The sequence below is a fragment of the Streptomyces sp. YS415 genome, assembly GCF_023544665.1.
Taxonomy (GTDB): Bacteria; Actinomycetota; Actinomycetes; order Streptomycetales; family Streptomycetaceae; genus Streptomyces.
On sequence record NZ_JAMJFL010000036.1, the window covers coordinates 60236 to 74155 of the forward strand.

The window sequence follows — 13920 nt, forward strand, 5'->3', positions numbered from 1 at the left end:
GGACGGTCGAAGCGGTTCAGCAGGTCTCGTCGTCCTTGACCGCGTTCAGGGTCACGAGCGTGTCCGCGGGGTGGGTGCCAGGCGCCGGCTCCTGGCTGCAGACGGTCCAGTTGCGGTCCATGATCTGCAAGCGGTTCTGGCCGCTGGCGTCCTGGTCGTCGAGGAGGTAGAACCCTGCGGCCTGCGCCTCGTCCTGTGCGGCCTGGAGGTCCTGGCCGACGAGGTCGGGCAGTGTCGCGGTCTCCGGCTCGGCCTCGTCGCCGCCGACGTCGTCCGCGGGCGGGTCCGTTTCGGCCCTGGTGGTGTCGGCGTCGGGCTCCGTCCGGCCGCTGGTTTCCTCGACGGTGGTCTCCGGCTTGCCGGAGCCGGTGTCATCTGCGCTCTCGCAGGCGGTGAGTGTCAGTAGTGCTGCGGCGGCGAATCCGGCCGCGATCGTGCGGATGCGCATGGTGTCCCCCAGGGTGGTTCGGTGAGCTGAGGAAGCATGATGCGCCGGGCGGGGGTGGTGTGAAGGCGGAGTGCTCTTCCTATGACACGAAGGAGTGGCGAGAAGGGGCAAGGGCCCGCGCGGTGGTGGGCCTTCGAGACCCTTTGCGTTCAGGCCGGCTTGCGGGTCGGGTGGCCTCGGACTTCCAGGTCTGTCAGGAGGGCCGTCGTGGCTTCCGTGATGGCGTCGACCGCTCGGTCGAAGACCTCCTTGTTGTGGGCGGCCGGGGTTCTGAAGCCGGAGACCTTGCGGACGTACTGGAGGGCGGCGGCTCTGATGTCTTCCTCGGTGGCCTCTTCGGGGAGGACCGGGGGGCGGAGGGTCTTGATGCTGCGGCACATGTGTCCAGTCTGACTCCCGGCACTGACAATCGGCCCCCGTGCGTGAGCGGGCTCTGTCATGATCGCCGAGAGGCGGCCACCGACCGATGGGGCCGACCGACGAAGGGATGTACTCCCATGACGACCGACTTCACTGTCGCCATACTCGGGCCCGGCGGGATCGGGGGGCTGCTCGGTGCGCTGCTGTCCCGGGCCGGGCACCGGGTTGTCTGTCTTGCGGGTGAGGAGACCGTCGGCGTGCTGCGGGACTCCGGGATTCAGGTGCGCAGCGGGCTGTACGGGGACTTCCACGTGTCCGTCGAGGCGGACACCGTGCTGCGCGAGCCCGTGGACGCCTGTCTCGTCGCCGTCAAGCACACCTCCCTCGACGCGGCCCTGGAGCGGATTCCGGCCGAGGCTCTGGGCGACGCCCTCCTCGTACCGTTCCTGAACGGGGTGGAGCATCCCGCCGTGCTGCGGGATCACCATCGTCCGGAGTTCGTCGCTCCCGGTGTCATCCGGGTGGAGTCGACGCGGGTCGCCCCGGGTGTCATCGAGCACGGCAGTCCCTTCGCCGAGATCGATCTCAGCGGGGATCACGTGCCGCGTGAGCGGCTGGAGGGGCTGGCCCGGGTGTTGGGGGAGGCCGGGCCCACCACCCGGGTGCTGGAGGACGAGTCCGGCGCGCTCTGGGCCAAGCTGGCCTTTCTCGCGCCGCTCGCCCTGCTGACCACCCGGTACGGGCTTCCGCTGGGTGAGGTGCGTACGGGGCACCGGGAGGAGCTGATCGCGCTCGTCGAGGAGGCCGCCGCCGTGAGCCGGGCGTGCGGGGGTCCCGCCGATCCGGGGCAGGCCCTCGGGCGGTACGACACCTTTCCGGGTGCCACCAAGTCGTCCATGCAGCGGGACGCCGAGTCCGGTCGTCCGCTGGAGCTGGAGGCCATCGGCGGGGCGCTGCTGCGTGCGGCGGAGCGGCACGGGATCGCCGTGCCCGTGACGGCCCGGCTCGTGGCGGAGCTGCGGGCGGCCGGGCACTGACCCGCCGGGGGAGGGGCCGTCAGCAGATCTTGCCCGGCCCCTTCGCCGTGGCCCGCAGCAGGTCCCGTACGAGGTCGAAGTCGATGGTGTCCGGCTTGCGGAAGCGCAGGCAGCCCTTGCCCGTGTTCTGGCCGGCCAGCCGCTCCGCGAACGCCTCGCGGACATCGTCGCGCATGATGTAGAGGGACATGTAGTGCTTCTGGCTCGCGAAGGCGATCTCGGGCTCGCCGTCGCGGGTGTAGACCGGCATGCCGTACGCCATCACCTCGGTGTGGCCGGTGAGTTCGGTGCGGCACAGGTCGCGCAGCCGGGTCAGGGGCTGTCTGCGGTCCTCGGGCTGTTCGGAGAGATAGCTGTCCACGTCCGTGGCCTCGCTGCGCATCGTCAGATGCCGAACGGCTTGGCGTAGCGGATCGTGCCGGCGGGCAGCGGGTCGGTGGTCAGGGAGAGGGCCATCAGGGCCTCGTCCGGTACGTCGAGGGGGACGCGGATGCCGTGGGCGGAGGCCCGCTCGAAGCCGAAGCGCGGGTAGTAGCCGGGGTGCCCGAGCACCGTGACGAAGCGCTCGCCCCGCTCCCGCGCCGCGTCCAGGACCGCCCGGATCGCCGCGCCGCCCGCGCCGGTGCGCTGGTGGGCGGGGTGCACGGAGACGGGGGCCAGGCACAGGGCCGGTACGTCGTCGATGTGGCAGCGGGTCAGCAGGGCGTGGCCGACGGGGGTGCCGGCGGTGTCGGTGCTGACGTAGGAGAGGCCCTCGATCCAGGCGTCGTCGGTCCGCAGCGCGTCCACCAGGTCGGCCTCCAGCGGCGTCTCGAACGCGCCCAGGACGATCTCGCGGACCGCGTCGATGTCGGCGCCGGTCTCCGGGCGTGCGGTCCAGGGTGAGGCCGGGGGTGGGGTCATGGGTCCATTGTCGGGCATTGCGATGACGAGGTCCGATGAGTTTCGGGGGTGGGCTGAGTCTTATGTCCTGCATCTGCGGTTGCGTGTCCGCCGTAAGAACTGACATACGCCCGAGACCCTTCGGAGGAGATCGCACATGTCCGTAGCAGAGCAGGCGGCGGCAGCACTGCCCGCCCCCGCCCGTCAGACCGCCGCCGGCAAGGTGCTCTGGCACTTCACCATGTCGCTCGACGGCTTCGTGGCCGGGCCGGAGCACGACATGGGGTGGATGACGAGCGGGATCTCCTTTCCGCCGGGGCTCGTGGAGGAGTACGCCGGGACGACCGGCGCGGTGCTGGGCGGGCGGGACGGCTGGGACGCCTTTCCCGACGTGAGCGGGATCTACGGCGGTGCCTGGCGCGGGCCGGTGTTCGTGCTCACGCACCACGCCTGGGACGCCCAGCACACCCCTGGGGTGACCTTCCTGACCTGCGACGCGGGTGAGGCGGTGCGGATCGCGCTGGAGGCGGCGGGCGGCAAGAACGTGGAGGTGTTCTCGCCCAGCATCGGCCGGCAACTGCTGGAGGAAGGGCTGATCGACGAGGTCGACCTGCACATCGCGCCGGTCCTGCTCGGCGACGGCATACGGCTCTTCGACAACCCCGGCGGCGCACCGCGCCGACTGGAGCTGGTCAACGGCGGTGACCGTACGGCGGTGGTGAATGTGCGGTACCGGCCGGCCGCCGGGTGATCAGCCACCCGTTCGAATGAACCTCGGGAAGCAACTCGCCACCCAAAATCGAACAGGCGTACCATTGCGGCCGTGGCTACGACCTATGATTTTCCGAGTGACCTCCTCGCCGGTCAGGAGGAGCTGCATCAGGTCCGGGCCGAGCTGTCGGCCCTGCTCAAGCGGCTGCCCTGGTCGGTCGAGCCGCTGGACGGATTCAGTGACGACCACGGCTGGCGGAAGATCGAGCGCCCGGCCTCTCCCGGCTGGACCGCCGATGAGCAGGCAGCCGTGGAGAAGCTCCGGCAGCGCGAGCACGAGCTCGCGGTGTTCGTCAGTACGCACCGGTTCTGGGCCGAGGTCGCCCCGGAGGACCGGGTGGACGCACGGATGAAGGCCAAGCACGCCCATGACCCGTCATGAGCGTGCCCGCGCCGCTGTATGAGCCCGCCCACGTCGCCGTATGAGCACGCCCCTACCCCTCATCAGCTCGTGAGAACGACCAGCTTCTGCGTCGCCCTCGTCATCGCCACATAGCGGTCCACCGCTCCCTCGATGCCCTCGCCGAAGCGCTCCGGGTCGACCAGGACCACCAGGTCGAACTCCAGCCCCTTCGACAGTGACGGGGTGAGCGACCGGACCCGGGGTGTCGCCTCGAAGGCCGGGTCGCCGATCACGCAGGCGATTCCGTCGTCGTTGGCGTCCAGCCACTCGGCGAGGATGCGGTCGCGGTCCGCGACCGGGCCGTGGACCACCGGGATGCCCGAACTGCGGATGGACGTCGGCACGTTGGCGTCCGGCAGTGCCGCCCGGATCACCGGCTCGGCCTCGGTCATGACCTCTTCCGGGGTGCGGTAGTTGACGCTGAGGGACGCCACCTCGACCCGGTCCAGGCCGATCCGCTCGAGCCGTTCCTGCCAGGTCTCGGTGAAGCCGTGCCGGGCCTGGGCGCGGTCGCCGACGATCGTGAAGCTGCGGGACGGGCAGCGCAGCAGCAGCATCTGCCATTCCGCGTCGGTCAGCTCCTGCGCCTCGTCCACGACGACGTGCGCGAACGGGCCCGCGAGCAGGTCCGGGTCGGCGGTGATCAGTTCGGACTCGTCGACGAGGTTGCGCTTGAAGTCCTCGCGGCGCAGCTGGGTCATCAGGCCGTCGCCGTCGTGGTCGGCCGCGATCAGGTTCTCGACGACCTGGGCCATCCGGTCGCGCTGGACGTCGAGGGCGGCCTGCGCCCGGCGCTTGCGGCGCGCGGCCTGCGGGTCGCCGAGCCGCTGCCGGGCCGCGTCCAGGATCGGCAGGTCGGAGACGGTCCAGGCGTGCGGGGCCGCCTTGCGCTGCAGCAGCCGGACCTCGTCGGGGGTGAGCCAGGGCGCGCACAGCCGCAGATAGGCGGGGACCGACCACAGGTCGCCCACGAGGTCTTTGGCTGCCACCAGCGGCCAGGCCCGGTCGAGGACCTCGACCAGCTCCCGGTCGTGCTGCAGTGCCCTGCGGAACTGCTCGGGCGGGATGTCGGCGTCGTGCTTGTCGAGCAGGATGGTGACGAGTTCGGCCCAGACCAGTTCGCGCCCCTCGTTGTGCGGGGTGCCCGGTCCCGGTGCCTGGAAGGCCTCGGCCCAGTCGGTGGCGGTGAGCCGGACGTCCGCCCAGGGGGTGCTGACCGTCATGCCCTCGGTGGGCGGGTCCTCGTAGAAGCGGACGGCCTTCTCTACGGCCCGCACCATGTCCGCCGACGACTTCAGGCGCGCCACCTCCGGGTCGGTCTCCTCCGGCGCCCCGGCGCCCTCGGCGACGAGGTCCCGCACGGTGCAGGTCTGCACGCCCTCCTCGCCGAGGCTGGGCAGCACATCGGAGACGTACGACAGATAGGGCTGGTGCGGGCCCACGAAGAGCAGGCCGCCGCGCCGGTGGCCGAGGCGGGGGTCGGAGTAGAGCAGGTAGGCGGAGCGGTGCAGGGCGACGACGGTCTTGCCGGTGCCGGGGCCGCCGTCGACGACGAGGGCGCCGCGCGATCCGGCGCGGACGATGGCGTCCTGGTCGGACTGGATGGTGGCGAGCACGTCGCGCATCCGGTCCGAGCGGTTGGTGCCGAGGCTGGCGATGAAGGCGGACTGGTCGTCGAGGGCGGCGTGGCCCTCACGGCCGTCGGCGGTGAACACCTCGTCCCAGTAGTCGCTGATCCGGCCGCTCTTCCAGCGGTACCGGCGGCGGCTGGCGAGGCCCATCGGGTTGGCGTGGGTGGCCGCGAAGAAGGGTTCGGCGGCGGGGGAGCGCCAGTCGAGCAGCAGTCGGCGGCCGGTGCTGTCGGTGAGGCCGAAGCGGCCGATGTACACCGGCTCCGGGTCGTCCGCGGTGACGATGTGGCCGAGGACCAGGTCGAGCCCGAAGCGGCGCAGGGCGCGCAGCCGGCCGGTGAGCCGGTGGACCTCCGTGTCCCGGTCCATGGCGGCGCGGCCCGCGCCGCCGGGTGCCCTGAGCTCGGTGGCGAGCTGGTCGGACAGCTCGGCGATCGTCTGCTCCAGGCTCTCCGCGATGGCCGCGAAGTGCCGCTCGTCGGCGGCGATCAGTGCGGGGTCGGCCTTGGCGGCCAGCCGTTCGGGAAGGTCGAACGCACTTTCACTGGACAGGTCGATCGACAAAGAAGCACTCACTTCGTGAATCACTCATTTCCGCGGCTACCGGGCGTTGAGGGAGCGATTCTGCGGCACGAGGGGGGTCTTGCCGCAAGGCCCCCTGTGCGCTATAAGTTAAAAGTGGCAAGGGACATACTCCCTTGCCTTTCTTTGTGTCCCGGCCGCGCCGGTCAGGCAGGACGCCGCCGCATCAGGTACGTCGCTCCCGCGCCCGCCGCCATCAGCGCCCCCAGCGACACCCCTGCGGCCGGCCAGCCGGCGCCCATCCACTGCGCGCCCAGGTAACCGAGCGCCACGCTGTAGGTGGCCCAGGACAGACCGGCCAGCGCCGACCAGGGCAGGAAGTCGCGGGCGCGGCGGTGTGCGGCGCCGGCGCAGAAGGAGACCACCGAGCGGCCGGCCGGGGCGAAGCGGGCGAGGACGACCAGGGCGCCGCCGCCGCGGGACAGGGCCGCGCCGAGACGTTCCTGCGCGGTCCTCAGGCGGCGGGAGCGGGCGAGCGCGCGGTCCAGGCGGGCGCCGCCGTGCCAGGCGAGGCGGTAGGCCACCAGGTCGCCGAGGACGGAGGCGGTCGCCGCGCAGAGCGTGAGGGCCAGGACGTCCGGGACCTGGGCCGCCGTACCGGCTGCGGCGGTGGTGGCGGCCATGATCACCAGTACGCCGCTCGGCAGGACGGGCACGAACACGTCCAGCAGGACCGACAGGGCTACGACCCCGTAGATCCATGGACTGGCGGCCAACGATCCAACACTTTCGAAACTCTCCAGCACCCCGACTCCCCGTTTCCCCCGTGGTCGTACAGCGTACGCGGCAGGGAGTGACGGCTGGTTCACAGGGGGCTCGTGTGTTCAACACGTGATGTTCACCCGGCTGCCGGTCCCGGGGGGCGGGGGGCCGGGGTGTCCCGTAGCACGGAGAGGGGGTTCCGAACTCCAGCGACGTTAGGAAGATCATGGTGGCAGGTATATGCGCGGGCGCCCTTGCGGCGGTCGTGCTCGCCGTCGGCAGCGGTGACGGCGCCGGTGGTTACTCGATGCGGACGGACGCGCGGTTCGCGCCGCCCGGCGCCTTCGTCCGCTCGGCGGCGCTGACGTACGACACGGAGCTGGTCCCGGCCGCCGCGTGGATCGAGGTCGAGCAGCGCATGACGAGCGGCGGTGCGACGAGCGTGCGGCTGCGGGTCGCGGGCATGCGGGCCGGGCACCGGTACGGCGTCCATGTGCACGAGAAGCCGTGCGGCGCCGATCCGGACGCCGCAGGCGGGCACTACCAGCACGAGGCGTCCTCGGCCGCGCACCATGTGACCGCCGAGAACGAGATCTGGCTGGACTTCACGGCCGACGAGCGCGGGGCGGGCGAGGCGCGGGCCCGGCACTCCTGGGGCTTCCGGCAGGGCGAGGCCTCCTCCGTCGTCCTGCACGAGAAGCCGGGCAGCAAGGGCGGCCGGGTCGGCTGCTTCACGGTGCCCTTCGGCTGGGCCGCCTGAACCACCAGGACGGCGCCCGTGCCCACTGGGGGTGGGCGCCGTCCGTGCGTCACGCAGGCCTTACGGTGCCGGCGAGTGCCGCATGCGGGTGGGATGGGGGCCTCGCTTCCTCCGCGGCCCTGCGGAGTGCGGCCCTCGCCACCGCGTCCGCGTCCGCGAGGGTGACCGAGTCCACGCCCGGTCGGGCGCCCGCCGCGGTCACCCAGTGGACTCCCTCGGTCGGTACTCCGAAGGCGAAGCGGCGGGCGTGCGGGCGGCCTTGGCGGTCCATCAGGTGGTACGGCCGCTCGGTCACGTCCAGGCCGCCGGTCTCGTAACCGTCGACCGTGTGCGGGCGGCACTGTCCGGTCTTCAGCAGCCGGGCGAGGAGTTCGTCGGCCGTGCGGCGCAGGTCCGGTTCCGGGAGCCGGGCCTCGACGAGCGTGGTGACCCGGACCGCCGATCCCGGCACGGCCGGGGAGTGCGCGACCCACGCCCCGTCCTCCTCCCGGACCTCCAGGCGCGGCCCGAGCACCTGCACCACGCCCGCTTCCATCAGCGCCGCCAGTTCCTCGATGCGGCGCCGGGGCGGGCCGATGGAGAGGAAGGCGTTGAGGGGGGTGTACCAGCGGTCCAGGTGGTCCCGGCGGGAGGCGCCGGCCAGGCCGCCGTGGTCCACGATCTGCCGCAGCTCGTTGCGCAGATCGCGCAGGACGTCCAGGGCCGCCTTGAGCGGGCCGGCCGCGTTGCCGAGGGCGGCCTGCGCGGCGTCCTCGCGCAGGTATGCCAGCAGCCAGGCGCGCCAGGCCCCGGGGTCGGCGAAGTCCCGCCCCTCGTACGGGCGGGAGATCCGGTCCCAGGACCAGCGCTTCTCCTCCGGCACCCCGAACTCGCCCAGCACGTCCGCCTCTTGGGCGCTGCGATGCGGGGCGGCGAGGAAGCGGTCGGTGAAGTCCGGGGCGTGGAGCAGCGCCCCGTAGTAGACCGTCTCCACCTCCTTCGCCACCAGCGGCCATATCTCCGCGAGGAAGTCCGGAGGCTCGCCGGAGTCGGCGCGCTTGCGGAAGGCGGCGATGACCTCGGGGGTGAGGACGAGGGGGAGGTGGCGGCCGTAGGGGCCCTTGGCGTTGTCGCCGCGCGCCTGGTAGGGCAGGCCGCGCCCGGAACCGGCGTACAGACGCGGCTCGTTGCCGGAGGGCAGGTAGCGCAGACCTCGCCCGGCGCTGACGAAGCGGCCGCCCCTGCCGGTGGTCAACAGGGCCATGTGGTCGAAGAAGTTCAGGCCCAGGCCGCGCAACAGCACGGGTTCGCCGGGGAGTACGTCCGACAGGCCGACGTCGGCCGGGTTCGCGGGCGGGATGTGGCGCAGGCCGTGCTCCTCGGCGTACGCGGTCGTCGCGCGCTGGGCGGCGTCCGGGGCCGTCGGGAGGTGGCCCTGGGCGAGGACGACCGCCGAAAGGCCGGTCAGGGTGCGGCCGTTGTCGAGGGTGAGGGTCTGGCGGCCGTCGGGGGCGTCGTCGAGGCGGGTCGCCCGGGCGGGGTGGGTCTCGACGCGGACCGTGGGCGGCGCCGTGCGGACCGTGCGGGCGAACACCCACTCCAGATAGCGGCCGTAGTGGGCGCGGGTGGGGTACTCGTCGGGGCCGAGGGCGCCGGCCGCCCACTCGTGCAGGCTGGGGCCGGGGCGCAGGGGGCCCGAGCAGTCGACGCTGTCGTCGGTGAACAGGGTGACCTGGCTCGCCACGGTGTTCATCAGCAGCTCGGGCGACTGGGCGGTGCGCCAGACGCGTCCGGGTCCCGGCGGGGCGGGGTCGACGACGTGGACCGTCAGCCGCGCCCCCGGTGGGAGGAGTTCGGGGGCGGAGGCGCACAGGCGTTCCAGGACGCTGGTGCCGCGCGGGCCGGCGCCGACCACGGCGACGGAGAGCGGCAGGGGGTCCGCGGTCGGTGCAGACAAGAGGGTGACTCCCGGGCGGTGGGGCGCATGGGCGGGCGGCCGCCGCCTCCACTGGAAGCGGACGGTCCGCCTCATCATGCCGTCGGGAGGGGGTGGATCCGGCCCCGGGACGAGGGGACTGTGGGATGCGTCACTGGCATCAGGGGTATCGGGTGCCACGGGTGTGCCAACCACCCGAAAGGGGCTTATTACGGGCTGAGTTCGGACTCCACGACCGTCTGCAGTCGCGCGCCGCCGCCCTTCTGCGGGCGTGCCTGCTCCAGCCGCAGCGAGGCCGAACGCCCGCGCATGACCAGGGTCATCAGCTGGTTGCCGAACCAGGGACCGCCCGTGCGCCGCCACTCGATCGGCGGCCGCGGCACCCCGCCGTGCCCCGCGAGCCGCCTCCCGAGCGCCCGTGCCACCGCGCTCCAGCCGAACCGGAAGCCGAGCCTTATCTGCAGCGGGATGGAGTTGTGGATGGGGGAGCAGGTCAGCTGGACGACCCGGGCGTCCGGCCCGCCACCGCCCGGCCAGGAGGGCTCGGCGATGTACGCGTGATGGACGTCCCCCGACAGCACGCACACCGTCGCGGGCGCCTCGGGCCCCGACCCCGCCTCGCGGATCGCCTCCGCCAGCGCGTCGAAGGACGCCGGGAAGGCCGCCCAGTGCTCCAGGTCGGCGGCCCGTCTCAGCCGCTCCCCGAACCGGGCCCAGCGCTCGCCCCGTTCACCCCGGGACAGCGCCGCGTCCCAGGCCTCGGCGTAGTGCACCAGATGCGGCAGCAGCCAGGGCAGCGAGGTGCCGATGAGGAGATGGTCGTAGCTCCCGCGCCCGTCGTGCACCTGCGCCCGCAGCCAGGCGGCCTCGTCCGGGTCGAGCATCGCGCGGTGCTGCTCGTCGAGGACGCGGGCCGCGCGGGTGTCGACCATCAGCAGGCGTACGCGCCCGAAGTCGCGCCGGTAGCTCCAGCGCACCGAGGCCGGGTCGGCGTCGGCCACGCCGGCGAAGTCGCGCAACGCGTCGGTGCCGTCGGAGTTCTCGCGTACGGCGGCGTAGAGCGGGTCGGCGGCCAACTCGGCCCGGGTGAGGTTGCCCAGGTGCTGGTAGACCCAGTACGACATCAGGCCGCTCAGCAGGCGCTCGCGCCACCAGGGCGTTTCCCGCATGTCGGCGAGCCAGGAGGCGGAGGTGTTCCAGTCGTCGATGACGTCGTGGTCGTCGAAGATCATGCAGCTGGGGACGGTGGAGAGCAGCCAGCGCACCTCGGGGTCGAGCCAGGACTCGTAGTAGAGGTGGGTGTACTCCTCGTAGTCCGCGACCTCGGCGCCCGGGGGCTCGCTCAGGTCGCGGCGGGCGGCGAGCCAGCGGCGGGTGTCCTCGGAGACCTCGTCGGCGTACACCTGGTCGCCGAGCAGGACCAGGACGTCCGGGCGTTCGCCGTCCGGGTCCGCCGCGATCCGGGCCGCGAGGGTGTCCAGGGCGTCCGGGCCGACCGGGTCGTCCCCGCCGTCCGGCGGCGAGGCCCAGCGGCAGGAGCCGAAGGCGACACGGACCGTGTCGTCCGCGGCCGGGGTGCGGATCACCGAGGGCGGGAACGGCGAGTCCGGCAGCGGCCAGACCCGGGTGTCGTCCAGGAACACCTCGTAGGACTGCGTGGTGCCCGGTGCGAGGCCGGTCACCTCGACGAGGGCGTAGTGGTGGCCGGCGATCTGGAAGGTGCGGGACGCGCCGCGCGCGCCGTCCGCGCCGCGCACCTCGGCGGTGCACGGACGGCTCGTCTCCACCCAGACGGTCGCGGACGATCCGTCGGCATGTCTCAGCAGGGGGCCCAGCCGCAGTTCGGCCACGCGATCACACTCCTCCGTCGCCCCGTACGGTACGGAACGACGGAGGCCGCTGGATAGGTTCCGGGATCTTCGGGCTCAGCAGGCGTTCAGGTAGCTGGTGAGGGCGCTCTTCTCGGCGGAGTCCACGGACAGGCCGTAGTAGTACTTCGTCTGCACCCAGGCGCGGACGTAGGTGCAGCGGTAGGCCGTGCGGGACGGCATCCAGGTGGCCGGGTCCTGGTCGCCCTTGGCCTGGTTGACGTTGTCGGTGACGGCGATGAGCTGCGGGCGGGTCAGGTCGTTGGCGAACGCCTGGCGGCGGGAGGTGGTCCAGCTGCCGGCGCCGGAGTCCCAGGCCTCGGCCAGCGGGACGAGGTGGTCGATGTCGACGTCGGAGGCGGCGCTCCAGGTGGCGCCGTCGTAGGGGGAGTACCAGCTGCCGCTGGTGGCGGCGCAGGCGGAGTCCTGGACGACGTTCGTGCCGTCGCGCTTGAGGACGACCTCGCGGGTGTTGCAGGCGCCGGACTGGGTGATCCAGTGCGGGAAGAGGTCGCGGTTGTAGCCGGTGCGGTCCTCGGCCCGCACGGTGAGCGAGGCGAGGTAGCCGCGGGCGGTGGTGGCGCTGACCGGGGTGGGGAGGGCGGCGGAGGCGGTCGGCCCGTTGAAGAGGCCGACGGAGGCTATGAGACCGGTGAGTGCCGCGAGTATGCTCAGGCGTCGACGCGCGTAGAACTTCGTCATGCGAACTCCCTTGAGGGGTGGGGGCGTTGGGCGTGCGGGCGAGGGAATGCTCGCGACGCCGTGTTGCCGGGAGGTGTGCGTTGCGTGAGAAGTTAATGACGCGTGCATGACATGACAAGGTTCACGGTCGAACAATCGCGTACGATGGACGGCGCAGAAGGGGAGTAGCTCTTCGCCGGACCGTCGACATACTGCTCAGCTCGTCTGAGCCGGCGCCCGGAGGCGGACCTCGTCACAGGGGTCCCGCCAGCGAGACCTTCGGCAACGCAGTGCATCTTCCGTGTGCTGCCGTGCCGAGGTGTCTTTGTGCAAGAGGTGCAGCACTCTCGGTGGGGCGGCCCCGACCGATTGAGGAACCTTGATCAGCTTCAGTGTGACGGCGCTCGTCTTCGGCGTCGTCTTTCTCGCGGAACTGCCGGACAAGACGGCTCTGGCGGGGCTCGTGCTCGGCACCCGGTACCGGGCGTCGTACGTCTTCGCCGGGGTCGCCGCCGCGTTCGCGCTGCACGTCGCCCTGGCCGTCGCGGCGGGGAGCGTGCTGACGCTGCTGCCGCAGCAGATCCTGCACGCGCTGACCGGTGTGCTGTTCCTGGGCGGCGCGGCGGTGCTGCTGCTGAAGAAGGACGAGGACGAGGCGGAGGTCCGCAGGCCCGAGAACCAGTCCTTCTGGAAGGTCTCCGGGGCCGGGTTCATGCTGATCCTGGTCGCCGAGTTCGGGGACCTGACGCAGATCATGACGGCGAACCTCGCCGCCCGCTACGACGATCCGCTGTCGGTGGGTCTGGGCGCGGTGCTGGCGCTGTGGGCCGTCGCGGGGCTGGGGATCGTCGGGGGCAAGGCGCTGATGAAGCGGGTGCCGCTGAAGCTGATCACCCAAATCGCGGCGCTGCTGATGCTGGCGCTCGGGGTGTGGAGCTTGTACGAGGCCATCGCCGGGTGATGTTCGGCGGCGCCTGCGTGGGCGTGTGCGGCACCGGATGGCCTTCGGCCGAGCTGAACGGTCGGTGAACATCCGCCGGGGTGGTGGCGGGATCATGGAAAGATTTTGTACCGTAGAGAAACAAAGTGGATCCCGTCCGTTTTCCCTGACCGGCGGGCGGGACCACCTTGTTTCCCGCCTCGTGCTTTGGAGCTGCCCATGACGGCCACCGCCGTGCTCACCGCCCGCGCCCTCCTGCTGGACATGGACGGCACCCTCGTCGACTCGCATGCCGTCGTGGAGCGGATCTGGCGGCGCTGGGCCGACCGGCACGGGCTGGACGGGGACGAGGTCATGAAGGTCGTCCACGGGCGGCAGGGGTACGCCTCGATGGCGTTGCTGCTGCCCAGCCGGCCCATGGCGCAGAACCACGCCGAGAACGCGCGGATGCTCGCGGAGGAGACGGCGGACATGGACGGCGTGGTCGCGATACCGGGGGCGGCGGAGTTCCTCGCCGCGCTGCGGGCCGGTTCCGTGCCGCATGCGCTCGTGACGTCGGCGGACGTGGCGCTGTCGACGGCGCGGATGCGGGCGGCGGGGCTGGCGCTGCCGGATGTGCGGGTGACCGCGGAGTCCGTGGGCGCGAGCAAGCCGGATCCGGAGGGCTTCTTGAAGGGGGCCGCCGAGCTGGGGGTGGATCCGGCGGAGTGCGTGGTCTTCGAGGACTCCGGGGCCGGGATCCAGGCGGGGCGGGCGGCCGGGATGCGGGTGGTGGGGGTGGGGCCCCAGGCCTCGTTCCACGGGCCTGATGTGGTGGTGCGGGATCTGAACGAGGTGCGGGTGGAGGCGGTGCAGGGCGGGGGTGTGCGGCTCTACGTGGGCTGAGGCCGGGGAGTTTTCGCCCCCGCCGCCCCTACCCGTCCCAGCCCTGGGGGCTGCC

The 13920-nt window shown here is 72.2% G+C and carries 15 protein-coding genes; 6 read left to right on the forward strand and 9 right to left on the reverse strand.

The annotated features are described in order from the left end of the window. Positions 1-16: 16 nt before the first annotated feature. Positions 17-448 (reverse strand): PASTA domain-containing protein, encoded by a 432-nt coding sequence (locus tag M8H82_RS31850; RefSeq protein WP_250078569.1) that lies wholly within the window; start codon positions 446-448, stop codon positions 17-19. A gap of 149 nt (positions 449-597) precedes the next feature. Further along, positions 598-828: a DUF2277 domain-containing protein gene (locus tag M8H82_RS31855; protein ID WP_250078570.1), complete on the reverse strand. Its 231-nt coding sequence runs from the start codon at positions 826-828 to the stop codon at positions 598-600. 117 nt (positions 829-945) lie between these two features. On the opposite strand from M8H82_RS31855, the gene M8H82_RS31860 reads away from it, so the two are divergent. Continuing rightward, complete coding sequence (locus M8H82_RS31860) at positions 946-1845, forward strand: ketopantoate reductase family protein (protein ID WP_250078571.1); 900 nt, start codon at positions 946-948, stop codon at positions 1843-1845. Between the two features lie 19 nt (positions 1846-1864). Here the strand turns inward: M8H82_RS31860 and M8H82_RS31865 are convergent, their stop codons facing one another. Together M8H82_RS31865 and M8H82_RS31870 are read right to left on the reverse strand one after the other, a co-directional pair. Further along, on the reverse strand, positions 1865-2227 hold the full coding sequence (locus tag M8H82_RS31865; RefSeq protein ID WP_250078572.1) for an iron chaperone: 363 nt from the start codon (positions 2225-2227) through the stop codon (positions 1865-1867). 2 nt (positions 2228-2229) lie between these two features. Beyond that, positions 2230-2748 carry a GNAT family N-acetyltransferase gene (locus M8H82_RS31870; protein ID WP_250078573.1) on the reverse strand — a complete coding sequence of 173 codons (519 nt, stop codon included), beginning with the start codon at positions 2746-2748 and terminating at the stop codon, positions 2230-2232. A 136-nt stretch (positions 2749-2884) separates the two neighbouring features. Between M8H82_RS31870 and M8H82_RS31875 the strand changes: the two genes are divergently transcribed. Both M8H82_RS31875 and M8H82_RS31880 read left to right on the forward strand, forming a co-directional pair. Further along, positions 2885-3478: a dihydrofolate reductase family protein gene (locus M8H82_RS31875; RefSeq protein ID WP_250078574.1), complete on the forward strand. Its 594-nt coding sequence runs from the start codon at positions 2885-2887 to the stop codon at positions 3476-3478. A gap of 72 nt (positions 3479-3550) precedes the next feature. Then, complete coding sequence (locus M8H82_RS31880) at positions 3551-3880, forward strand: hypothetical protein (RefSeq protein WP_250078575.1); 330 nt, start codon at positions 3551-3553, stop codon at positions 3878-3880. A gap of 62 nt (positions 3881-3942) precedes the next feature. Here M8H82_RS31880 and helR read toward each other — a convergent pair whose 3' ends face one another. Both helR and M8H82_RS31890 read right to left on the reverse strand, forming a co-directional pair. Next, positions 3943-6108, reverse strand: coding sequence for an RNA polymerase recycling motor ATPase HelR (gene helR / locus M8H82_RS31885; protein WP_374211727.1), 2166 nt, complete (start codon positions 6106-6108; stop codon positions 3943-3945). 152 nt (positions 6109-6260) lie between these two features. Further along, positions 6261-6860, reverse strand: a complete 600-nt coding sequence (locus tag M8H82_RS31890) for a VTT domain-containing protein (protein ID WP_250078576.1) — start codon at positions 6858-6860, stop codon at positions 6261-6263. Positions 6861-7042: 182 nt separating this feature from the next. Here M8H82_RS31890 and M8H82_RS31895 point away from each other — a divergent pair, with 182 nt between their 5' ends. After that, positions 7043-7576 (forward strand): superoxide dismutase family protein, encoded by a 534-nt coding sequence (locus M8H82_RS31895; RefSeq protein ID WP_250078577.1) that lies wholly within the window; start codon positions 7043-7045, stop codon positions 7574-7576. 49 nt (positions 7577-7625) lie between these two features. On the opposite strand, the gene M8H82_RS31900 is transcribed toward M8H82_RS31895, so the two are convergent. The 3 genes from M8H82_RS31900 to M8H82_RS31910 all read right to left on the reverse strand — a co-directional run bounded on the left by M8H82_RS31900 (position 7626) and on the right by M8H82_RS31910 (position 12061). After that, the gene (locus M8H82_RS31900) at positions 7626-9512 is read right to left on the reverse strand and encodes an FAD/NAD(P)-binding domain-containing protein (protein ID WP_250078578.1); all 1887 of its coding nucleotides are present in this window, start codon (positions 9510-9512) and stop codon (positions 7626-7628) included. Between the two features lie 188 nt (positions 9513-9700). Then, complete coding sequence (locus tag M8H82_RS31905) at positions 9701-11341, reverse strand: alkaline phosphatase D family protein (RefSeq protein WP_250078579.1); 1641 nt, start codon at positions 11339-11341, stop codon at positions 9701-9703. Positions 11342-11416: 75 nt separating this feature from the next. Continuing rightward, on the reverse strand, positions 11417-12061 hold the full coding sequence (locus M8H82_RS31910) for an HNH endonuclease family protein (protein WP_250078580.1): 645 nt from the start codon (positions 12059-12061) through the stop codon (positions 11417-11419). Between the two features lie 358 nt (positions 12062-12419). Here M8H82_RS31910 and M8H82_RS31915 point away from each other — a divergent pair, with 358 nt between their 5' ends. Then, entirely contained in the window at positions 12420-13001 is a 582-nt protein-coding gene (locus M8H82_RS31915) for a TMEM165/GDT1 family protein (RefSeq protein WP_250078581.1), read from the forward strand. Positions 13002-13199: 198 nt separating this feature from the next. Next, positions 13200-13865, forward strand: coding sequence for an HAD family hydrolase (locus M8H82_RS31920; RefSeq protein WP_250078582.1), 666 nt, complete (start codon positions 13200-13202; stop codon positions 13863-13865). The last annotated feature ends 55 nt before the right edge of the window (positions 13866-13920 follow it).